Origin of the sequence: Streptomyces sp. NPDC050549 (assembly GCF_040655035.1) — a bacterium.
Lineage (GTDB): Bacteria > Actinomycetota > Actinomycetes > Streptomycetales > Streptomycetaceae > Streptomyces.
This window is the reverse complement of record NZ_JBFAJD010000041.1, coordinates 40,462-63,078: the sequence shown is the minus strand read 5'-3', so window position 1 is coordinate 63,078 and position 22,617 is coordinate 40,462. Positions and strand designations below refer to the sequence as shown.

Annotated in this window: 17 protein-coding genes; 9 read left to right on the top strand and 8 right to left on the bottom strand. The window is 70.9% G+C overall.

Annotated elements, in window-relative coordinates; all coding sequences use genetic code 11:
* Positions 1–17: 17 nt before the first annotated feature.
* The 3 genes from AB0I51_RS39450 to AB0I51_RS39440 form a co-directional block, all read right to left on the bottom strand.
* A complete protein-coding gene (locus AB0I51_RS39450) occupies positions 18–2,804 on the bottom strand; it encodes a hypothetical protein (RefSeq protein WP_362983203.1) in 2,787 nt (928 codons plus the stop codon).
* A gap of 199 nt (positions 2,805–3,003) precedes the next feature.
* Positions 3,004–3,417 carry a zinc ribbon domain-containing protein gene (locus AB0I51_RS39445; RefSeq protein ID WP_362983202.1) on the bottom strand — a complete coding sequence of 138 codons (414 nt, stop codon included), beginning with the start codon at positions 3,415–3,417 and terminating at the stop codon, positions 3,004–3,006.
* Positions 3,418–3,567: 150 nt separating this feature from the next.
* On the bottom strand, positions 3,568–4,245 hold the full coding sequence (locus tag AB0I51_RS39440; RefSeq protein ID WP_362983235.1) for a TetR family transcriptional regulator: 678 nt from the start codon (positions 4,243–4,245) through the stop codon (positions 3,568–3,570).
* Between the two features lie 196 nt (positions 4,246–4,441).
* Between AB0I51_RS39440 and AB0I51_RS39435 the strand changes: the two genes are divergently transcribed.
* From AB0I51_RS39435 to AB0I51_RS39425, 3 genes are all read left to right on the top strand, one after another.
* The gene (locus AB0I51_RS39435) at positions 4,442–5,533 is read left to right on the top strand and encodes a substrate-binding domain-containing protein (protein ID WP_362983201.1); all 1,092 of its coding nucleotides are present in this window, start codon (positions 4,442–4,444) and stop codon (positions 5,531–5,533) included.
* 67 nt (positions 5,534–5,600) lie between these two features.
* Complete coding sequence (locus AB0I51_RS39430) at positions 5,601–6,437, top strand: hypothetical protein (protein ID WP_362983200.1); 837 nt, start codon at positions 5,601–5,603, stop codon at positions 6,435–6,437.
* 78 nt (positions 6,438–6,515) lie between these two features.
* The gene (locus AB0I51_RS39425) at positions 6,516–7,166 is read left to right on the top strand and encodes a peptidoglycan-binding protein (RefSeq protein WP_362983199.1); all 651 of its coding nucleotides are present in this window, start codon (positions 6,516–6,518) and stop codon (positions 7,164–7,166) included.
* A gap of 227 nt (positions 7,167–7,393) precedes the next feature.
* On the opposite strand, the gene AB0I51_RS39420 is transcribed toward AB0I51_RS39425, so the two are convergent.
* The 5 genes from AB0I51_RS39420 to AB0I51_RS39400 form a co-directional block, all read right to left on the bottom strand.
* The gene (locus AB0I51_RS39420; protein ID WP_019067862.1) at positions 7,394–7,768 is read right to left on the bottom strand and encodes a hypothetical protein; all 375 of its coding nucleotides are present in this window, start codon (positions 7,766–7,768) and stop codon (positions 7,394–7,396) included.
* Positions 7,769–8,181: 413 nt separating this feature from the next.
* Complete coding sequence (locus tag AB0I51_RS39415) at positions 8,182–9,102, bottom strand: MurR/RpiR family transcriptional regulator (protein WP_362983198.1); 921 nt, start codon at positions 9,100–9,102, stop codon at positions 8,182–8,184.
* 67 nt (positions 9,103–9,169) lie between these two features.
* Positions 9,170–10,894 (bottom strand): phospholipid carrier-dependent glycosyltransferase, encoded by a 1,725-nt coding sequence (locus tag AB0I51_RS39410; RefSeq protein WP_362983197.1) that lies wholly within the window; start codon positions 10,892–10,894, stop codon positions 9,170–9,172.
* 92 nt (positions 10,895–10,986) lie between these two features.
* Entirely contained in the window at positions 10,987–12,915 is a 1,929-nt protein-coding gene (locus AB0I51_RS39405) for a phosphatase PAP2 family protein (protein ID WP_362983196.1), read from the bottom strand.
* A gap of 219 nt (positions 12,916–13,134) precedes the next feature.
* Positions 13,135–14,034, bottom strand: a complete 900-nt coding sequence (locus tag AB0I51_RS39400) for a BadF/BadG/BcrA/BcrD ATPase family protein (RefSeq protein ID WP_362983195.1) — start codon at positions 14,032–14,034, stop codon at positions 13,135–13,137.
* 295 nt (positions 14,035–14,329) lie between these two features.
* Between AB0I51_RS39400 and AB0I51_RS39395 the strand changes: the two genes are divergently transcribed.
* The 6 genes from AB0I51_RS39395 (at position 14,330) to AB0I51_RS39370 (ending at position 22,616) form a co-directional block, all read left to right on the top strand.
* Positions 14,330–15,472, top strand: coding sequence for an ROK family protein (locus AB0I51_RS39395; RefSeq protein ID WP_362983194.1), 1,143 nt, complete (start codon positions 14,330–14,332; stop codon positions 15,470–15,472).
* Positions 15,473–15,746: 274 nt separating this feature from the next.
* Entirely contained in the window at positions 15,747–17,069 is a 1,323-nt protein-coding gene (locus tag AB0I51_RS39390) for an extracellular solute-binding protein (protein ID WP_362983193.1), read from the top strand.
* Between the two features lie 125 nt (positions 17,070–17,194).
* Positions 17,195–18,109 carry a sugar ABC transporter permease gene (locus AB0I51_RS39385; protein ID WP_362983192.1) on the top strand — a complete coding sequence of 305 codons (915 nt, stop codon included), beginning with the start codon at positions 17,195–17,197 and terminating at the stop codon, positions 18,107–18,109.
* Positions 18,106–19,008, top strand: a complete 903-nt coding sequence (locus tag AB0I51_RS39380; protein WP_362983191.1) for a carbohydrate ABC transporter permease — start codon at positions 18,106–18,108, stop codon at positions 19,006–19,008. Before AB0I51_RS39385 ends, AB0I51_RS39380 begins: the two co-directional genes overlap by 4 nt.
* A gap of 2 nt (positions 19,009–19,010) precedes the next feature.
* Positions 19,011–20,729, top strand: a complete 1,719-nt coding sequence (locus tag AB0I51_RS39375; protein ID WP_362983190.1) for a hypothetical protein — start codon at positions 19,011–19,013, stop codon at positions 20,727–20,729.
* 51 nt (positions 20,730–20,780) lie between these two features.
* Complete coding sequence (locus AB0I51_RS39370) at positions 20,781–22,616, top strand: hypothetical protein (RefSeq protein ID WP_362983189.1); 1,836 nt, start codon at positions 20,781–20,783, stop codon at positions 22,614–22,616.
* Position 22,617 lies beyond the last annotated feature (1 nt).

Below are 22,617 nucleotides of genomic sequence, written 5' to 3'. Positions count from 1 at the left end.
CCTCGTACGGTGTCTCGCTACGACGCGTCGAGCACCGTGCCGGTCAGCACCGGCCTGTCGCTCAGCGGGTCGCCATTGTTGTCCATGCCCAGGAAGAGCACGGACTCGGGCTGCTCGGTCACCTGGTCGGTGATGGTGGGCAGGCTGAGTTCCGCGCTGGTCTGCCCTGCCGGAACGGTCGTCCAGACAGCCAGGTTCGGCACCTTGGACAGGGGCCGCTCCGGGGCTGGCTCCTCTCCGGAGTTCTCGCGGAACCACTGCGGGTCGACGTCGAGGGTGGACAACTCCGGCCCCGTGGTGACCGGTTGGACGGCGAACACGGGGTTGATCTCCACGTCGGCGGGCGTCGACAGCGTCACCTTCCACTTGAGGGGCTGTCCCTCGGTGACCCGGTCGGCGATGGGGGTGACGGTGTACGTGGGCATCGGGTCGTCGTTCTCGGCGGTCACGCCACCGTGGTGGGCGCCGACCACCGCGCCGTGCACTGCCTTGACGAACAGGTCGTGCTGGACGTCGTAGGCGTAGCGTGTGTTGCCCTCCACCTTGACCGGAATGCCGAGGTCGTGGCCACCGGGGCGCACCGTCACCAGGCGTGAGGTCTCCCGGCCGGTGGCCGGGTCGGTGACGTAGATCCGGACCTGGCCGCTGCCCCGGCCCGACACCTGGACGGGCACGCGGTACGTCTTGACGCCCGAGTCCCCTTCCTTGACGGTGAGCCGGCCGATGTCGATGCGCGGGAGCGGGGCCGCGACGGCCGCCGGAGTGCCGGGGCGCCAGCCCCAGGCGTCCATCAGCCATGCCTGGCCGGAGCGCGAACGCGGGGTCAGGGAAAGGGACTTGACGTGGCCCAGGTCGAGTCCGGCGCGGGTGGCGGCGGTCAGCGGTACCCGGACCTCGCGCGCCCAGTAGGAGGCGGTGCGCCCGGTGCCGGGCAGGCCGTCGACGCGGACCCGGCCGAGGGTCGCGCGGTGGCCGGAGGCGTCGGTGAGGGAGACGTCGAGCCGGGTGCCGGTGGTGTTGGGCGGCACGATCACCCGCAGGGCGAGGGACTTGGCGCCGCCCAGGGAGACCGGCCTGTCCGGATGCACCGTCGTCGGCGAACCGGCCGCGGACCAGCGAAGCGCGACGGCGCGGCGGCCGATCTCCTTGGCGGTGTCCCACTGCGCGAAGTGCGGCGAGAGGCCGGTGTTGTTGTCGCCCAGGCAGGCGACGGCCGGATCGGGATCCACGGCAGAGCACAACCTGCCGCCGGACACGGTGACTTGACCGTCCGGCAGGAAGCCGGCGCTGCGGTTCGCGCCCACCGCGTGGGTGAGGACTCGCGCCGGGTCGGCCGAGGGCGCACGGCGGCCCGAGCCGTCGAGCAGCTCGCGTGCCCGGTCGTCACCGGCGACGAACAGCCGGGCGGCGGTGGCGATGTAGGTGGAGCCGGCCTTGTGCTGCTGGTCGGCGGTCAGCCGGGTCGCGGTACCGGGCGAGCAGACCGCGTCCCGCTGGTCGGGGTCGTCGTAGAAGTCGTCATCGGAGGGTGCCTGGGCCTGGCCCGGCGTCCACTCGGTGTTGAAGAAGTTGTGGTCGGCGCCCTCGACATAGACCGCGCTGTGCAGTGCGGCTCCCCGGCTGACTCCACGGGTCCCGTCGACGTACACCTCGCCCTGGAGGTCGGAGACGTCACCGTCGCAGCCGGGCAGGATCGTCACCGACGGAACGTCGGCCACCGGGTTCTGGCCGAAGATCGTCGGGCCGATGAGGACGGTGCCGCGGATCTTCCAGCGCACCGGGCCGTGATAGCCGTCCTGCGCGGCCGGCGGCGGGTAGAGGCTGTCCATCGCCGCCCGGTTGACGCCCTCGCCGCCCCGGGAGTGCCCGATCAGCAGGACCTTGGACAGGTCGGCGCGGGGTGCGTCGCGGACGACCGGGGGAGCGGTGTCGGGGTGGGCGGACCAGCCGGCCCAGCGGGCCAGGTGCTGCCGGACCAGCGAGGAACGGGCCTGCGCACCGCCGTCTTCGACGTTGTAGTCCTGGGCGTTGATGCCGTTCGCGGAGATCGACACGGTCACATACCCCTGGGAGGCCAGGAGTCGCTGGTCGCGGAGGTAGCCGCGATAGCTCGGGACGGGCTTGGTGCCGCTGGGGCAGGGCCAGTCCCCGCCGGTGTCCTCGGTGCCCGGCTTGTAACAGGTGTAGTGCCGGCCGTGCAGGAACAGCGCCAGGGGCCGCCTGCCGGGGGCACCCTCGGGTGCGACCACGACGGCCTGCATCTCCACCGGCTGCGGAAACCCGGGCAGGCGTACCGAGTCGAGGGTGTACTCACCGGTCGTCGTACGGTACGCACCCGGCTTGCCGGGATCGATCGCGCCCGGCGGGAGCGGGGCCGGGCGTTGAACGGCGGCCTCCGAACGTCCGCCATCGGAGCCGGAGGTGTCTCCCGCGGCGTCCAGACGCCTTCCACCGGCCACTACTTGAAGGTCCGTCAGTTTCCCGGAAGTGGCGCTGTCGAGGCCGAGCCGGAAGGTCCGTCCGTCCTTCGCCGGTCTCGGTACGCCGAGGAGCCGGCCACCGGCGTGGAACTCGACCCGGGCGTCCCCCATGGGCACCCGCCTGCCCGAGCGCCACACCAGCTGCTGCGCGGACCCCTTCCCGGTGATCCGCCACCCCGGTGGCAGACTGCCGTCGTCGGCCGTCGCCGTCGCCGTGAACGGTCCGGTGTCCGAGGGTGGTACCGCCTGCGCGGACCCGGACACCCCACCCGCCACCGCGAGCACCGCCGCGGCCGTGACCCATATTCGCCGGGCACGGAACAATGTGTTCTCCTCCTCGAACCCCAGACGCGGGCGTCCCGTCGGTCCCGGTAGCCCCTCGCGCCCCGGAGGACGGGAAGCGGAGCCTGTGGGTTGCCTGTGGAGGAGGATTCGGCCGATCTTCGGCGGTCGGACCCGAACTCGGCCGTGCGGCACGGTCGTTCAGGATCCGTCTGCCGGTCGGCGCGGGCCGGGCCGGCGGTCAGTGCCAGGCGCGGTACGGCTCGTCGAGAAGCTGGAAGACCGGTTCGCCCCGCACCGGGTCCTTGGCCGTGGACAGCCGGACGCGGTCGCCGCTGTGGATGCCCATGGGGTGACCGATGACCCGGCCCCGCACCACGAACCCCTCGGCCATCTCGATCAGCGACACATTGCGGGCGGCGGGGGTGTTGCGGTGCACGACCGTCGAGTGGCGCACCGTGCCGGTGCCTTCGCTGCGCTCCGTGCGCAGGTCGCCGCCCTGGCAGACCGGGCACAGGAGCCGGTGGTACATCGAGGTGCCGCACCAGGTGCAGCGCTGGAAGAGGATGGTGTCCCCGTCCGGGCTGTGCGGTTCGAGTACGCCCGCCGGGGAGCCGGCTGCCGGACGGGTCGCGAATCCTGAGTGGTGGTACACGCTGTCAACTCCCTGCGCTCGGCCGGAATCCCGCGTGCGCGGCCGAGCCGGGCACGCACGTGCGCGGCTCACCGTGCCACCGTGCACGGCCACAGCGTATGGCACTCAGTGCCAAGCGTAAAGATACTGCGTACCCTGGTGTTTGTCGGTTCAGTCGCGGCCGAGCGCGGACTCGATCTCCTGGACGACGCGCCACAGCGGTGCGTCCCGCCGGGAGACGACCACCACGACGTCCTCGGGCTGTTGTCGCGACTGCACGGCGACGCGGGCCGGCGGATGCCCGAAGGCGGACTGCACATACCCCAGGGCGTGGTCCACCTCGGTGGCCGCGTCGCGCTGCCCGTCCGAACGCAGCCAGGAACGCAGCGCGTTGTTGTGGGCCGCGACCACGGCGGCGGCGATCACATCGGCCTGGAGCGTGCCGTCGGGCCGCCCGGCGAACCGCCCGCGCAGATAGTCGGCGAGGGCGCGCTCGTAGCGCCACACCACCGACAGTTCGTAGGCGCGCAGTCCCGGCACCTTCTTGGTGAGGCGGTAGCGCTGGACCGAGAACGTCGGGTTCTCGTTGTACATCCGCAGGACGAGCCGGGCCGCGTCGCAGACCCGCCGCACGGGTTCGTGCTCGTCGCCGCCGGACGCGAGGAACGCCGTCATGTCGGCGAGGCAGCGCTCGTGGTCGGGGAAGACCACGTCCTCCTTCGACGGGAAGTAGCGGAAGAACGAACGCCGTCCGACCCCGGCCAGTGCCACGATGTCGTCGATGGTGGTCTGTTCGTAGCCCCGCTCCAGGAACAGCTGGAAGGCGGCCGCGACCAGGGCGTCCCGCATGGGCGGCTTGGAGCTCATGGACGGGAACGTAGCACCAGGCCGACATGGATGGCACTCAGTGCGGCACCAAGAGGGAACTGAGTCCCCTGAGCCCCACGACGGAGCGCGCCGGGCTGATGCGGTCGAGACGATCGAGACGGTCGATACGGTCCGCGGCATAGAGTGACGGCGACCGGCCGTGCCTTCGGGGGGACCCATGCGACTTCATGTCGACCAGCGCCATGAGCGGGTGCTCGAACTCGTCCGCCGGCGCGGCAGCCTGCGGGTCGCCGAACTCGCCGCGGAACTCGGCGTTTCCGCTGTCACCCTGCGGCGCGACGTGGAGACGCTGGCCGGCCAGGGCCGGCTACGGCGACTGCACGGCGCGGTGGTGTGGCCGGGCGGGGCCGTCGTGGAGCCGCCGGTGCGGCGGGAGCCCGCCGAGGGCCCGGTGATCGGAATGATCGTGCCGACCACGGCCTCGATCTTCGCCGACATCGTGCGCGGCGCCCGCGAGACGGTACGGGCCCAGGGCGGACGGCTGGTCCTCGGGGTGTCCGGCTACGTCGACACGGAGGACGCCGTACAGGCCGGGCATCTGCTCGCGGGCGGCGCGCAGGGACTGCTCGTCGCGCCCAGCTGGTCCGACGGTGTGCCCGTCGACGGCCAGGAGCGGTGGCTACTGGACCGGGGCGTACTCACCGTCCTGGTCGAACGCTCCGCCCCGCCCGGCAACCCGGCCGCCGCCCTCGACCGGGTGCGCACCGACCGGGCCCACGGCGCCGCGGTCGCCGTCGGCCACTTCGCCGCCCTCGGCCACCGCAGGATCACCGCGGTACTCCAGGAGGGCCCGCACGCCGCGCAGATCACCGCGGGCTACGAGTCGGCCGTACGCTCCCTCGGTCTCGAAGCCGCCCCGGGCGCCCCCTCGGTCCGCGAACACGGCGACTACGAGGCGAGCGTGGACTTCCTGGCCGACGCCGTGCGCGGCCGCGGGGTCACCGCCGCCCTCGTGCACAGCGACGAGGACGCGATCGTGCTCGTGCCCCGGCTCCGGGCCCGCGGCATCCGCGTCCCCGACGACCTGGCGCTCATCGCCTACGACGACGAGGTCGCCCCGCTCGCCGACGTCCCGCTCACCGCCGTGGCACCGCCGAAACGGTCGGTGGGGGAGCTGGCCGCGAAGCTGCTGCTGGGCCGGCTCGCCGAGCGCGGGAACGGAGCGCGGCCGGCCCCGCGCCAACACGTGGAACTCCTCCCCGAGTTGAGGATCCGAGCCTCCTGCGGAGGCGGACCGCCCACCCGGTGAATCCGGCACGACCGTTTTGATCATTACGCGCGAACGCTCTCCACACCCACCGCCAAGGAGAACCGGCATGACCTCCCCGCCTCAGGCCCGCCCCCGCATCCTGTACGTCACCGACCTGGCGTACCAGGCGCGCGGGCGCCGCTACTGCGACGAGGACATCGACCTGACCTCCCGGCTGCGCGAGGACTTCGACCTGGCGCTGTGTCATCCGCTGGACGCGGCCGGACTGATGGACGGATTCGACGCGGTCGTGGTCCGCAACAGCGGTCCGGTCCTGGGGTACCGGACGGAGTACGACGTGTTCCGCAAGCGCGCGACCGACGCCGGGACCCGCGTCTACAACCAGCTGTCGGGCCGGGCGGACATGGCGGGGAAGCAGTACCTTCTCGACCTCACTGCCGCCGGATTCCCGGTCATCCCGACCGTCGACCGGATCGAGGACCTGGACCGGCTCCCGCGCACGGACCGGTATGTGGTCAAGCCCAAGCTCGGCGCGGACTCGATCGGTCTGCGGATCGTCCCGGCGGACCGTCTCCCGGCCCTTGCCGACGGCAGCGTCCTGGTCCAGCCGTGCGTCGACTTCTCGTACGAGGTGTCCTTCTACTTCGTCGACCACGACTTCCAGTACGCCCTGTACGCCCCGGACACCGGGCAGCGCTGGCGGCTCGAAACGTACGAACCCACCTCCGCCGACCTGGAGTTCGCGCAGCGGTTCATCGACTGGAACGGCATCGATCACGGCATCCAGCGCGTCGACGCCTGCCGCGCCCCCGACGGCGGACTGCTGCTGGTCGAGCTGGAGGACCTCAACCCCTACCTCTCCCTGGAGGCACTCGACGACACGCGCCGGGACGCGTTCGTTGCCGCGCTGAAGGCGTCCCTGCGCCGGTTCGTCGGGGCGTGACGTGAACTCCTGACGCCGTGCGCGCGTATCTCTCCAGAGGATGGCGGATCCGTGCGCGTGGAACGGAAGGAGAGCAGTGTGTCTACACCGCCCGAACCGGGAGCCTCGTCCGGCGGCCCGGTCCTGGAACCCGCACGTGTGCTGCGCCGCCGCCGCTCCGACAACCTCGCGGAGCTGATGCGGGACACCCGCCGGGACTCCTCCGTCTTCGAGTCGGTTCCGTTGCCCCGGCCGTACTCCGGCTCCGACGACGAGACACAGGAACTGCCGCCCGTACGCGGCGACTTCCTCCCGGTACCGAGCGACAGCCCCTTCGGCCCCGGACTCCGCCGGGCCGCCATCACCATCGGCGTCAGCGCCGCAGCCCTGGTCGGCTTCGCCTGCGCCCTCCTGCTGCCCGGCAGAGGCGAGGCCAGCACGGCGCAGCCGGTCACCACACCCACCGCGGTGACCTCCGCCACCGCCACGGGTGCCGCCGACCCGGACGGCGACGGCACCCTTCGCGAGGGGGACAGCGGCCCCCAGGTGACCGAGCTCGAACAACGCCTGCTGCGGATCCCCAACGTCTACGAGAGCGGCTCCACCAGCGGCCGGTACGACGCGACCCTCAAGGAGGCGGTCGCCCGCTTCCAGCTCTGGTACGGCATCCGCGGCGACGAGAACGGCGTCTACGGCGACGACACCCGCAAGGACCTGGAGTCACGCACCACACTCGACGACGGCCAGTAGGACGGACCTCCGCACCACGGCACGGCCGGCCCGCTCAGTCGTCGTCGCGGTGTCGCCAGTACCAGAACACGCCCACGACGAGGGCCAGCAGAAACATTCCGGGCAGTACGAGGCCCGGAATACGGGAGCCACTCATCGGCATGGCCTTCGGTTCGCAGGGGGTGCGGCGCCGTCGTCCCACGACGCCGCACCGCCCATGATGAACGCCCGCGCGTCCGAGGCGCCGGTCAGCGTCCCGTGCTGTGTCCGACCAGTGCCTCGGTCACCGCGCGGACGCTGCGCGCGATGTGCTGCAGCTGGAGGAGCTCGGCGGCGTACAGCTTGATCGTGTGCTCGATGACCGACTCCGGCAGGCCGAGACCGGGCAGGTCGGCGCGTGCCGTCTGCAGGGCGGTGCGGGCCACGCGGATCTCGTGCTGGACCTGGATCTGGGCGTGGCGGGCCAGCAGCACGGGGTGGCGGATGAACGCGGGGTAGCTGGCGTAGCGGGCCGGCACCAGCTCGCGCAGCCACTTGGCGGCCGAGCGCTCCCAGTCGTAGCTGCCGGGCGTCTTGACCTGACAGGGCCAGTCCTGGCTGATGCGGGTGGTGGTGAGTTGCATGTCATCGCTTCCCGGTGTGCGGCGTCGCGGGGGGTGGTTCGACGGTGTGGGGCGGCCCCGGTCTAGGGGATGACCGGGGCCGCCCTGGGCGCTCGCGCAGGCGATGCCCGACCGAACACCCCTGGCGCCGACGCGGGTAGGAGACGGCGGCTGGGGGTGTCCGTGGAGGAGCCCCGGAGGACGGGTGTCGCCGGCGCGGCAGGTGGAGCGGCGTGCGCATGGGCGGACCGGTGCTTTCTCGGGGCGGGTGCGAGCGCTGGGCTCACGGGTGCGGAACGGGTCCGGAGTGGGCCGGACGCGATCCGTGAGCAGTATTTATATATGCCGTCCGCTTTGCAAGGCGTATGAAAACATTCATGCGTGAAATGGGTGGATTCATCCCTGTGTGAAGTTGTTCGAGGGGGAGTGGCGGGTCAGTCCCGCATGAAGAACTGGTGCTGCTCGGCGATCTGCTCGTAGTCCTCGAGGCGGGCCTGGGTGCGCTCCGGATCGGCGTCCGTCATGGCCTGGAGCAGCGCGGCGGCCATCACTCCCGGCGCCGCGTAGGAGTCGAAGACCAGGCGGGAGCCGGTGCCGGTGGCGAAGGTGACGTCGGCCTCGTCGGCCAGCGCGCCGAGCGCGAGATCGGTCACGAGGGCCACCTTGAGCCCGGCGCTGCGTGCCACCCGGATCGCGGTCAGCGTCTCGTGCGCGTGCCGCGGCATGTCGAAGGCCAGCAGCCAGGTGCCGCCCGCCTCGCGTGACTGCAGGATCGCGTCGTAGGCGACGCTGCCGCCCCTGGTGACCAGCCGTACGTCGGGGTGGATACGGCGTGCGGCGTACGCGAAGTACTCGGCCAGCGAGACGGAGATGCGCAGACCGAGGACGGTCAGCGGAGTGGACGCCGACAGTTCGCGGCCGACGTCGATCAGCCGGTCGGGGTCGGCGAAGTCCCGGCGCAGGTTCTCCAGGTTCTCGATCTCGGCGTCGACCGCGGCCTGCAGTTCGTTGCTGCGGTTGACCTCGGCCGCCGGGCCGCCCGCGAGGGTGCGCAGGGCGATCGCCTGCAGCCGCTCCCGTAGCGCCGGGTAACCGCTGAAGCCGACCGCCGCGGCGAACCGGGTCACCGAGGGCTGGCTGACGCCGACACGTTCCGCGAGGTCGGTGATGGAGAGGAACGCGGCCTCGGTGATGTGCTCGATCAGGTACTGGGCGATGCGCCGCTGACCGGGCGACAGCCGTGGCCCGTCGAAGAGTTCGCGGAGCTGGGAAGTCGGCGCCGCCCCGACTTCCGGGTCGGTCTTTCCCGAGGTGATCGCGGATGCCTGGGCTCGTGCCTGCTGCGGCGATGGCACGGATCCGCCTCCTTTGTCTCCCACGGTCACTCAACATAGCTCACAGAGCGTTGTGACCAGCGGGCGATCAGCGCCGGTAAATGGTGATCGAATGACCGACTTGATCGATCGGGCGACTGCTGTCGATCAACTCGGCCAGTTTGCCTTGAGCTTTGTCGATCGAGGTGTCCGAGACGACCACCAGACCGTGCACCTCGCGCAGTCCTGCCTTGCGCGGATCGGACGACTCGATGCCGTAGTACGACGGCACACCGCTGCCCTTGTAGACCAGCCAGATCCGCTCGCCCTGGTAGCGCTCACGGAGCCGGTCGGCGAGCCGGCCGAGGTCCTGGCCCCAGTCCACGTTGGAGTCGTGCAGCCGCAGATAGGTCTTCGCCGGACCGCCGAACGCCTCGTTGGAGTACGGCAGATAGTAGGGGAACGTCCGCAGCGAACTGACCGCGACGAACGCCACCAGCAGCCCCGTGGACAGCGCGGCCCAGCGCCACCGCAGCACCGGCACACAGGCCGCCGCGACCGCCAGGAACATCGGCACGAAGATCGCGTACCGCGTACCGAAGTCCCGCGAGCCGTCCATCGCCGCGGCCAGCAGCACGGCCGTCGGGACGAGCAGATACGGCGCCGCCGGCCGCAGCCGCCGTACCGCCACGACCGTGACGGCACCGGCCGCCCACAGGGCGAGCATGCCGAGCGGGGTCTTCACCAGGAGCGCCGCGGGCAGGTAGTACCAGTGGGACCCCGTGTAGAGGTGCCCGAACAGGAAGCCCTGCCACGGGTAGTCCTCCAGACCGAACTGGATGCGCATCCCGTCGAGGAACGCCCGCGGGAACGGCAGCAGTTCGACCACCCGCCCGCGCAGCCCGTGCACGGCGTGCACCGGTTCCGTGGACGCGAACCGCAGGTGGGGGTCCACCACCAGATACGAGGCCCAGACGACGGCGACCGCGACCACCGCGACCGCCATCGCACTCGCGGCGCCGAGGAGCAGCGTCCGCCGCCGCGCGTCACGGTCGGCGGGACGGCGGGCGCACCACACCGACGCCACGGCCAGGAGCATCAGCACGGGTACGGCGGGCAGGGCGCTCATCTTCGTCGCCACGGCCGCACCGAGCGCGGCGCCCGCGAGCGGGACATACAGCCGGGGCCGCCGCCGGGCCCGCCACAGCAGCCACACCGAGGTCAGCAGGAAGCCCGCCTCCGGCACGTCGAGGGTGGCCAGCGAGCCGTGTGCGATCACGTCGGGGGAGAACGCGTAGAGGGACAGTGCCACCACCCCCCGTGCCGCGCCCACGAGTTCACGGGCGAAGGCGAACACGACCAGCCCGAACAGCAGCGTCAGCACGATCACCGGCAGCCGGGCCCAGAACATCAGCCGCCAGGGGTCGTTGCCCGACTCGTACAGCAGATGGCGGCCCAACTCGCCCTGGTCGCCCTTGTAGGACGCGTCGAAGTGAGGATCGGCGAGGGCGATCCCGGCGGCGATCACCAGCTTCCCGAGGGGCGGGTGCTCGGGGTTGTAGTCGAGGCTGTGCTCGCGCAGATAGACGGTGGCGGCGGCCACGTACACCGGCTCGTCGATCGTCGGTGTCTGCTGTACGGCGGTCGTGACCATCACGGCGGCCATCTGCGCGAGGAGCAGCGCCACCAGGAGCGGCAGCAGCCACCGCCGGTGGCGCCGCAGCCCGGCGCGGAGACGGGCCGGCCGGCTCTCCGCGGCGCGCGGCGGAGGAGGGCCGCTGCCGTCGTCGAGAGTGCCGGGGTCGAGGACCGAGTGCTGTTCGCGCGCCATCATCCGCCCTGCGGTGAGGCCGGCCGTTCGGTGGCGGGAGCGATCCGGAGCCGGGTCATGGCCCTACTGTCGCATCGCTCCCGCCACCAGGGGCGTCACCGCTTCAGGAGTCGTACCGACAGACCTTCCGCCGTATACACGGGTACGGCCCGCAGCCTGTCCGAGTTCAGCGTGATGCTGTCGAACTGGCCGCGCAGCGCCGAGGCGCCCAGGACGCGCACCGTGGAGCCCGCGGCCGGCGGGTGCTCGGCGTCGAGCTGCAGGGACAGCGCGCTGCCCCTGCCGAGCGTCGCGCGCCGGGTGACCTGGACGGCGGGCTGGTGGCCCGAACGCAGCGTGATCTCCAGGGTGGCGGACTGCTGGGCGTAGGTGCCGTGGATCTGCGCGGACCCGGAGACCCGCAGCGTGCCGCCGAGCACGCTCACATCCCCGTGGCCGAGCGCGTGCGCCGAACCGGCCACCAGCGCACCGGACTTGAGCACGGTCCCGCCGGTGTACGCGTTGTGCCCGGTCAGTGTGAGCGTCCCGGTGCCCTGCACGGTCAGGCCGCCGCAGCCGTCGATGTCGTTGCGCCAGGCGTCGGCCGCGCCGAAGCCCCCGGCCGCTGAGTCCAGGGCGACGACGACATCGGAGTCGAAGGAGCCGTAACCGTCCGCCGCCGCGAAGAGGTTGAGGCGCCCCCACTGCTCGAAGCCGTCGAGCAGGACGTAACCGGAGGGCAGCGCGGTGGTGCGCAGCACCTCACGCCGCTGGGCCGCGTCGAGATACGGCAGCCGGGTCTCCAGCAGGACCTCCGCGCCCTTGGGCACGGTCAGCTCCTTGTCGCTGCCGCTGCGGGTCAGGACGTAGGTGAACTTGGGCTTCACCAGACGGGAGTTGGCGGTCCGGTCCGCGTACGGGTCGGTCGCGGTGGTCGCCGAGTGCGCGTAGGCGTACAGGGTGTCCGCCGTCGTACTGGTCCGCGCCTCGAAGTAGGCGAGGGCCTGGGCCCGGGCGGCGGCCTTGAGTTCGGCGTTCGCCGGGTCGGCGAGGGTGGCGGCGGCCAGTGCGGTGGCCATGATGCGGCCGCCCATGACGTCGACCGTGGAGTGCATGCCGGCCATGATCCGCGTGTGGCTCAACTCGAAGGTACGGGTGACCAGTTCCTGGAAGCGCTCCGGTACGGCGTACGCGTAGGCGAGCCCCGCCAGGTGGAAGGCGTTGGTGTGGCCGCTGGGGAAGCCGCCGTCGTCGACGGGGGAAGTGCTGCGCTGGCGCAGGAGTTGCGGGGCGACGACCACCTGGGAGTCGTAGACCGGGTAGCCGAGCGAGTCGACCGCACCGGTGTCGACGACCTCGCTCCTCTCGTTCATCCGCCACGGACGCGGGTACTGGTAGGCGTACTTGCTCGGGTTGCCCGACGCGTAGTTGCCGCGCAGGGTGTCGACGAGTTCGGCGACCTTGCCGAGCGCGGAGTCGTGCGATCCCGCACCGAGCGCGGCACCGGCGGGCGCGCCGGCCGGGACGGCGTCGTCGATCTTGGTGGCGGGTGTGCCGTCCGGGGCGCTGGTGATCGAAGTGACCGCCAGGGCACCGGACTTGTACAGGTCGGCCAGGGGACCCAGACCCGCGATCATCGCGTAGCTCTGGTGCTGCCGGTCGTAGAGGAACGCCTCTTTGGCCTGCGCCTCGGTGCGGCGGGCGGTGAGGTCGATGCAGTACCGCATGTTGGCGCGCAGGATCTCGGGCCGCAGCGGGGTGCCGGTGTTCCAGGCGGCACCCGTCTTCCATATCCGGGCCATGCCGCCGAGGACCCGGACCACGGCGTTGGTCTCGGGGGTGAGGTTCGCGATGACGTTCGTTTTGTAGTCGTCCACGAACGCGAGCGGAGCCGTGGCGGCCTTGGCGTCCGCCGCTGACAGCCAGCCGACCAGCGTCGGCGCGGCGACCACACCGGCCGAGGCGCCGAGCGAGGTCTTGAGGAATCCACGTCTGTTCACGGCAAGTCGACCGGCGTCCGTGCGGTGCCCGGCGGGTGACGGCATGGGTGTGCCTCTCTTGAGTTCTACGGCCGTTGCGACCGGTGAGGTCGTGGGACCAGGGAAGGGTGGTGCGATCGGCTGTGGTTCGGGGTGCACCGTACGACGTGAGAAAGCGCATTCGTCAACTGGTGCGTACGTGCGAAGATTTGCGGCGGGCCGTGTCCAGGTGGAGAGGGTTCGGCGTCCGTCGCGTGACCCCCGGGTGAACGGGGGCCGTGCGGTTCACAGGATCGATCGGGCCAGTGCCACCGCGCCCTCGACGGGCGGTACCCGGACGGGCTGCGGCCGGGCCCCCGGCACCCGCTCGGCGAGCGCCGTGGTGAAGGCGTCGTACAGGCGGGGCTGGGCGAGGACGGTGCCGCCCGCGACCACCACGTCGTCGACGGGGACGCCGCGTTCGGCGAGCCGTACGACGAGTGCGGCGAGGGACCGGCCCGCCTCCGCTATCACCTCGCGTGCGAGGAGCGAGCCGGCGTCGGCGGCGGTGAAGACCACGCGGGCATGGCGGCCCCAGTCGGCGGAGACGTCGGAAGCGCTTTCCAACGCGGCGCCGAGCGCAGGAACTTCGGCCACGGCGAACGCCTCGACGAGTCCCAGGGCGAGTCGGTCCGGGGCCTCGCCCCGGTCGTGCGCGGCCCAGGCGGCGCGGGCCGCCTCGCGGACCAGGCCGGCGGCGCCGCCCTCGTCGCCGAGTACCGCGCCCCAGCCGCCCACTTGGAGCCGGCTGCCGTCGGCGAGCAGGCCCACCGCGACGGAACCGGTGCCGGCCACCAGGCCGACCCCCTTGTCCAACCCGGCCGCGGGGACGAGCAGCTCGGCGTCCCCCACGACGAGCGCGGGAATCCCGAGACGCTTCTCCAGGGCGGCCCGGATCTCGGCGCACTGGCGGGGTGTCTCGCACGCGTGCCCGCCCACGGCGACCGCGGACGGGCACGCGTGTGCGGGCAGGGCGTCATGGACGAGTGCGGTCAGCCAGTCGGCGGCGGTCGCGATGTCGTGCGGCCGCCAGCCGCTGCTGGCGCGGATGTGGTCGGCGACGACATCCGAGCCCGCGCAGGCGCGCAGATGTGTCTTGGTGCCACCCACGTCGATGCCGACCACGAGGGGCGTGGAGTCCTGCACGGAACCTCTTTCGTCGTTGCGCTGTGCTGCGACGGTGGGCGAACCGTGTCCGGGGGGACGGAAGTTGAAGCACTAGGGAAGCCCCGGGACGGGCTTCTGACGGAACACGGCAGGCGAGTACCGTGACGTTCGTTAGGAAGTTAACTAACGAAGTACAGTGCGTCAAGAGGCATCGCGTATCAGGCAACGGGAACCACCGTCCGGGCCCGCGTGACGCCAGGACATCCCGTCGCCGCAGCCCATGGACACCCACCGGGCGCGCGGCCTGTGAACTGGGGGAAGTGTGGAACACATCGTGGCGCGGGCGTCTCGGCTGACCGAGAGCGCGAGCGCGGTGTTCGAGGTGCTGGCCAAAGCCGGCAGCGCGACCCGCCCGCAGCTCGCAAGCCTGGCCGGTCTGTCCAAGCCGACGGTGTCCTCCGCCGTCGTGGAACTGGAGAGCGTCGGGCTCGCCGCCCACTCCGGCACCGCCTCCGGCGGCACCGGCCGCAACGCCGCCGTCTACCGGCTCGGCCCGGCCGCGGGCGCCGTACTCGCCGTCGACCTCGGCCCCGCCCTCACCCGGGTGCGCGGCTGCGCCCTCGACGGAACCCTGCTGGCCGAGGCCACCGAGTCCCGTGAGGACGCGGCCGACGCCGTGCGTGAGGCCCTCGACGCGCTGCCCGCAGGTACTCCGCTGCGCACGGTCGTCGTCGCCGTCGGTGACGTGGCCGCGCGGAACCGGGCGGGCGCCGGGATGCGCCCCGCGACCGCCAAGGCCGGCCCGGTGTTCGACGCCATGACGGTCGCCCTCCCGCCCGGAGTGCCCGTCCACCTGGAGAACAACGTCAACTGTGCCGCGCTCGCCGAGCTGCACGAGGGCGCCGCGCGGGGTCGCGACACCTTCGGCTATCTGCGGATCGGCGTGGGTATCGGTCTCGGCATCGTCGTCGGCGGCCATGTGCTGCGCGGCGCGAACGGCGCGGCCGGTGAGCTGGCCCGGCTGCCCTACCCCTGGGACGACGCCGTGGAGCCCCGCCGCGAGGCCCTTGAGGAGTACGTCGGCGCCCGCTCGCTGCTGCGCCGGGCCGCCGCGGCCTGGCGGGCCGACAAGAACGCGGACGGGCCCTGTCCGGACACCGCCGACCAGCTGTTCGCGCTGGCCGCGCAGGGGCAGCGAACGGCGTCCGCCCTGGTCGGCCGGCACGCCGCCGACGTGGGCAGACTCGCCGCGGCCGTGGCGGCCGTACTGGACCCCGGACTGATCGTCCTCGGCGGGAGCACGGGCACGGACCCGCAGCTGCTGCCCGGGGTGCGGGCCGAGCTGGGACGACTGAGCTGGCCCACCGAGGTGGTGAGCAGCACTGTCGGCGATCTCGGCACCGTGGTGGGCGCCGCGCGGCTCGCGGTCGCCAGAGGAGTCCAAACCGTGACCGATGCCGCGGGGGTGAAGGATTGACGGCCTCGGACTCGGTCTGCCAATGTCCGGACAAGCGCTTTCTAAGTCGGCCGGGACGTCGACTCGGAGTGAGCCTCCCGCCCGTACGAGAAGTACGGCAACCGCACCAGGGTGTGCTTGTGCGGCAGCGGCCGAGAGGGCCGGGGATGCCACCCGACAGAACGGCGAGGCCGGGCGAGGCCACGCCCCCGGAAAGCGAACCTTTCTGCAGAATGCACCTGTGCCGCCTCGGATGGCGCCGTGCTTCCTCCGCTACGAAGAAAAGGGATCGAAGATGACCAGAGTGAGTGCGCGGCGCTCCCGCCGACTCGTCCACGGCGGCGTGCGCCGTATGGTTCCTCTCGCTGCCGCGGCCACGGCAGGAGCCCTGCTCCTCTCCGCCTGTGGGTCGGGCTCCAGCTCCGGCGGCACCTCCAAGTCGCTGACCTTCTGGATCTCCACGGTCCCGGGCCAGGACGCGGGCTGGAAGAAGCTCGTGGCGCAGTACAAGAAGGAAGAGGGCGTCAGCGTCAAGCTCGTCAACATCCCCTACGACGGGTACCCGACGAAGCTGCACAACGCCGCGCAGGCGAACTCGCTGCCCGACGTGGCGGACGTGCCGGCCCTTGACCCCATCTGGTCGAGCAAGCTGATCGACCTCAGCTCCATCACCGGCAACAAGGCCAACAACATCAACTCCAACTTCCTCGCCAAGGACTCGTCCGGCAAGGTGTTGGCCATTCCCTCGGACGTCACCGCGTCCGGCCTGTTCATCAACAAGTCGCTGTTCGAGAAGGCCGGCGTCGCCGTGCCGGCCTCGCCCTCGAACACCTGGACCTGGACCGAGTTCATCGCGGCGGCCAACAAGGTCCGCGAGAAGACCGGCGCCAAGTACTCCCTGACCTTCGACCAGTCGCCGTCCCGGCTCCGCGCCATGGTGTACGAGATGGGCGGCAAGTACGTCCACGCGGACTCCTCCGGCAAGTTCTCGGTGGACGACGCGACCAAGAAGGCCGTGAAGTACTTCGTCGGACTGAACGACGACAAGACCATGCCGAAGTCGGTGTGGACGAGCGGCGCCGACCCGTCGGCCATGTTCCAGAGCGGTGACGTCGTCGCCTACTGGTCCGGTGTCTGGCAGGTCGCCTCCTTCGCGGACAGCATCAAGAAGTTCGACTGGGCGAGCGTCCCCACCCCGGCTCAGCCGGTGCAGGCCAGTGACGTCAACAGCGGCGGCATGATGGTGGGCTTCAACAACAACGGAGCCGCGTCCGCCGCCGCGAAGAAGTTCCTGTCCTGGGTGTACGAGCCCAAGCAGTACACCGAGCTGGTCGAGACCTCCGGCTTCCTCCCGGTCGAGAGCGGTCTGAGCCCGAAGTACCCCTTCAAGTCGGCGGCGGCGCAGGCGGCGTTCAAGCTCTACAACGAGGAGATCCCGCTGTACGCCCCGATCTCGGGCTACTTCAACAACGCGCAGACGAACTGGGTGCTGAAGGGCAAGAGCCTCGCCACCGACCCGACCAAGACGGAGCTCGGCAAGGCGATCAACGGCCAGCAGTCGGTCGACAAGGCCCTGCAGAACATCGTGGACGGCTACAACACGGCGGTCGGCGGCTGATCGTAGGCCCAGGGGCCCGGGCGGCGGCGTCGAGACACCGCCGCCCGGCCCTGGCCCCCCCGCGTGATGCCGGGCTCACGGAGTGGGCCCACAGCAATCCATCCACCAGCACGGAAGTCAGGAAGATGACAAAAAGCGCCGCGGACGTGTCCGTGAGGCCGCCCAGGAAACGACGCAGCACCTACACCCTCGCGCCGCTGGTCCTCATCGCGGCCAATGTCGTGCTCTTCGCGCTGTTCTTCGTGTGGCCTGCGGTGATCGGGCTCGTCTACTCCTTCACGAACTACACCGGTGTGGGGGCGTTCCAGTTCATCGGACTGGAGAACTACCACAACCTGTTCGGGGACTCCACCTTCTACGACGCGCTGACCCGGACGCTGTTGTACGCCGTGCTCTTCGTGCCGCTGAACTTCGCGCTCTCGCTGCTCGCCGCCAACCTGGTGGTGAACAAGCACGCCAAGGGCGCGTCCGTCGCCCGTGTCATCTTCTTCATCCCGTGGCTGCTGTCGCCCATCGTCGTGGGTGTCCTGTGGCGGTGGCTGTTCGGTGAGAACTTCGGTCTGGTCAACTACGTCATCGAGAAGTTCGGCGGGTCGGCCGTTCCGTGGCAGTCGAACGCGGACCTTTCGCTGATCGTGGTGGTGTTCGCGGCGTCCTGGGCCTGGACGGGCTTCTCGATGCTGCTGTTCATCGCCGCGATCAAGAACGTGCCGGTGTCGTACTACGAGGCCGCCTCGCTCGACGGTGCCGGTCCCTGGCGCCAGTTCATCAGCATCACGCTGCCGAGCATCGCGCCCACCTCCTTCATCGTGATCCTGCTCAACACGATCAACGCGATGAAGGAATACCCGGTGTTCGTCTCCCTCAACAACGGCGGACCCGGAACGTCGAACAATCTGCTGGTCCAGTACATCTATCAGACCGGCTTCCAACGGGGCCAGATCGGCTACGCGAGCGCCGCGTCGTTCGTGCTCATGCTCATCCTGATGGCCGTCGCGATCATCCAGCTGATCGTCAACCGGCGGGTGGAGAACCGATGACAACCACAGACATGCCGCGCAAGGTCGACGCCGGTTCCGGACGAGCCGTTTCCAAGAAGCGACCCCGCAACTCGCGCGACGGCGGTCTCCGGCGTGCGGTGCCCGCGACGACACTGCTGTGGGTTCTGGCGTGCCTCTACGGGCTGCCGGTGCTGTGGTTCATCCTCAGCTCCCTCAAGCCGGCCGGGGATCTGTTCACGTATCCGCTGACCTTCATTCCGCACAACCCCACCCTGTCGGGCTACTCCCAGGCGTGGCGCAGTGCCAACTTCTCCCAGTACTTCATCAACACGACCATCGTGTGCGTCATCACGACGATCCTCACGGTGGGCGTCAGCTGCTGCACCGGGTACGCGCTGGCCAAGTACGACAACAAGTGGCTCAAGGCGTTCTTCATCTGCATCCTGGCCACCACGATGCTGCCCGGCGAGGTCATGCTCGCCCCCGAGTTCCTGGTGGTCCGCAACCTCGGCCTCTACAACTCGTTCGCCGGCATCATCCTCCCGGCCGTCCTCACCGCGACCGGCTGCTTCATGTTCCGCCAGTTCTTCATCACGGTCCCCGACGAACTCGTGGAAGCCGCCCGCATCGACGGAGCCCGGGAGCTGTCGATCTTCCTGCGGATCATGGTGCCGCTCTCCAGGCCGATCATGCTGACCCTCGCGATCCTGTCCTTCCAGTGGCGGTGGAACGACTACATCTGGCCGCTGCTGATGCTGAACGACCCGAACAAGTTCACCGTGCAGATCGGCATCCAGAGCATCGTCGGCGCGCAGAACATCAACTGGTCGGTCCTGCTGGGCGCTTCGGTCATCTCGATGATCCCGCTGATCGTGATCTTCCTGGTCTTCCAGCGGTATGTCATGGGCGCAGACATCAACGCCGGCCTGAAGGACTGACCTTGTCCACCCCGCTCGACCACGAGTTCGTCCGCGCGGTGGCCGGTGCCGCCGACCGGTCGGCCGCCCCGCTGGCGGCCGACCCCGACGGGCAGCTCGGAGGCGTGACCCACCGCGCCCTGGCCCGCCGGGTGAAGACTCTGGTCGCGGCCTACCGTTCCCCGGACTCGGCCCTGCACGGCAGCGGGTATGCCGTGGCCGCCGCGCTGGCCCACCTCGGCGCCCTCCGGACCGCGCAGACCGGCACCGGCCTCTTCGCGGGCGGCGACAACGTGCAGTCACCGCCGGACTCCGCGTTCACCGTCAACGACGTGTGCGACGCGCACGTCCTCGCCGCGGGCGCGGGTCCGGAACTGCGCGACGTCACGGCCGCGCTGGCCGAGATCGCCGGCGCGGCGTCCGAAAGCCTTTTGGCGGGCGGGGTGCACACCCCGAACCACCGCTGGGAACTGTGCGCGGCACTGGCCCGGTTGCACCGGTCCTTCCCCGACGACCGGCTGCTCGACCGCGTCGGGCAGTGGCTCGCGGAGGGCGTCGACATCGACGCGGAGGGGCTGTACTCGGAGCGGAGCGCCGTCTACGCCTCCCACGTCTCCAACCCGTCGCTCCTGCTTCTGGCCGACGTCCTCGACCGCCCCGATCTGCGGGATGCCGTCGAACGCAACCTCACCGCGACCCTGGACCTCATCAGGCCGGACGGCACCGTGGAGACTGTTCACTCGCGGCGCCAGGACCAGCGCGGGCGCTTCCCGCTGGCGCCCTACCTCGCGCACTACCGGCTGCTCGCGATCCGCACCGGCAGGGGCGACTTCAGCCGAGCGGCGCACTGGGCGGCGTCCGGCGGCATCGACGACCCCGACCTGCTCGCCGAGAGTATCCTCACCCCCGACCTGTGCCGCCCGCTGCCGCAAGCGGAGCCGGAACTCCTGCCCCGTCACCGGTACTTCACCACGGCACGCCTCGCCTCACGCACCTCCACCGCCGCGCACAGCGTCCTCTACGGCGGCTCGGACGTGCCCGAGCACCGGCGCATCCGCTCGGGCCTCGCCTGCAACCCCACCTTCCTGCGCCTGTTCGTCGGCGACGCGGTGCTCGACGCGGTCCGTCTCTCCCGGGGCTTCTTCGACCTGGGCCCGTTCCGCGCCGCCGACACGGAACGGCTCGCCGACAACCGGTACCGGCTCACCGAGACCCTGACGGCCGCCTACTACCAGCCGCTTCCACCGGACCGGCGACGCGGTGACGGCGTCTACCGCATGGCGGACGAGGGCCGCTTCTCGGCCGCGCTGGCCTTCCCGGACCGCCCCCGCGACGAGGTCTCCCACACGACCCGCGTCGAAGCGGACCTGCGGGAGGACGGCGCCGATCTGCACATCGACATCAGCGGACCACGAGTGCCCTGGTGCCTCGAACTGACCTTCCGCCCAGGGGGAGTTGCGGAGGGTGCCGCACCGATCGGCGACGGACGCTGGTGCATCACCACCGGGCCGATGACCTACCGGGTCGGTGACGACGAGATCCGCGTCGAGGTCGACGTCGAGGCAGGCGAACCCCTCGCAGGCCCGGACCGCAACGACGTACTACGGTACGACCCGGGTCAGGACCACACCGTGGTCGGCGGCACCGACGCGACGACCGGGAACCGTGTCTACATCGGTGGAAACGGCCCCCAGACACTGAGCGTCGCCCTGCGCGCCCGCCGCCCCGCACCCGTCTTCTGACCCCGACGACCCACGCCACGGCCACCTCCGGCATGAAGGGCTGATCCACCCGTGCACCTCCTCCACCAGCGCGGCCCGCTGCACAACCTCCCCGACACCCCGGAGGCCTACGACGCGGTCCTCGACGACGTCGTCGAGCAGGCCCTGCGGCGCATCACACCGGAGGGCAACCTCGAACACCCCGACTGCTACGACGACATCGGGGACACCTCGCTCGGGATCACCTCCCTGCTGGCCTTCGCCTGGCAGCGCGGCAAGGACCCGCGGCTGCCGGAGGCCGTGCGGCACAGCCTCGCCTTCCATCTCCGCGAGCGCGTCTACACCGAGGACAACCCCGGCTACCCGAACCTGAAGGTCCGCAACTCCGGTCTCCCGTACGCCCGTTACGTCCTGGAGGGGGGCGCGCACCCCATCGGCGACTGGCCGAGCACCGTGTGGGCGCTGCTCCAGGCGGTCGACGTCCTCGACGCGGCGGACGGACTCGTCGACGACGAACAGCGCACCGCGCTCGTCGAGTTGGCGCACGGCTACTGGCGCTGGCTCACCGAGGCGACCTTCTTCAACCCGCAGGAGGCGGGCAACCAGGCGATCGGCTGTGTGGTCGGCGGCCTGATGCTGGCCGGTCATCTGCCTTCAGGGGAAGGGGAGTCGGTGCGCGAACGCGCGCTCGCCGTGTACGCGGACGAGATCCGCGCCCACCGAGTGAGCGACCGCGGTGCCCTCCTCCCGCCCGAGCACGGTGGCGCGTACGACAACAACTACGGCCCGATCTCCCTGTCGTTCCTGGCCAAGGCCCACATCGTCAGCGGCGAGGACGTCTTCGCCGAGGACGGAGAGGCACTGGCCCGCTACATCGACGCCCGCCTCACCAACGGCGGCTTCGACAACGGCGGTCCGCGCTACAGCGAGCAGCACTCCGCCTTCGAGTCTGTCCTTGGGCTGCGCTACTTCGGTGCCCGTATCGGCTCGGACATCGGCCGCTACCGGGGCGACAGCCGCTGGGCCCGGTACGCGGTCAAGCCCGACGGGGGAGTGGACGGCCACTTCGCGTGGATGCTGGTCTGGCAGATCCAGGACAGCACGCCCTGGCACCGCACCCCTGCCACGGAGCCGGCCCGCCATCAACTCCGCGCCGACACCGTGTCGGTGGCCTTCGACAGCAAGATGACTCCGTCAGTGGTCGAGGCCGACGGCACGTACTACCTGCCCGCGGCCGTAAACCGTCAGCACGGCTTCGGACCGGTGCTCGACGGCTTCCTGCTGTGCCGCCCGATGGGCGAGGTACGGGTCCGTGACCTCCGCGCCGACGGCCTCACCGCCAAGCTGGTCACCAAGCCGGTCGTCGGCCGCGACCACGTCCTGCGGCACATCCGGTCCCTTTACGTCACCGACGGCACGAGCCTGTGGACGACGGTCGCCGTCGAACGGCTCGACGGAGCACCGTACTTGCTCGCCGGGCTGCCCTACGCGGCGGACGACGGGGACCGGGTGCGCAGGACGGCGGAGGGCGACGTCACTTCTGCGGGCGCCCTGCGCCTCACCCACCCGACCGGCGAGGGCGCCGACCGCTTCGACGCCCGCTCCGAACTCTCCCAGCAGGAGGCGGCGTTCGCCCTCGCCGCCGACCCGCGCGGCTACGGCAACCCCGACGAGGGCTGGAGCCACCTGGTCACCTCCACGGCCCTGGAGGCCGACCCGGCACCGGGCACGCCGGAGGACCTGGACGTGTTCGTCGTCAGGTACGGCCCCGGAACCGGGCCACTCACCGCCGAGTTCACGAGCGGCGAGAACGGCGAACTGACCGTCCGCACCGAGGCGTTCACCGCGGTGATCGGGGACGCGGCGGGCGACGCCCACGGGGAGCCGGAGCTGACGCTCCACGCGTGAG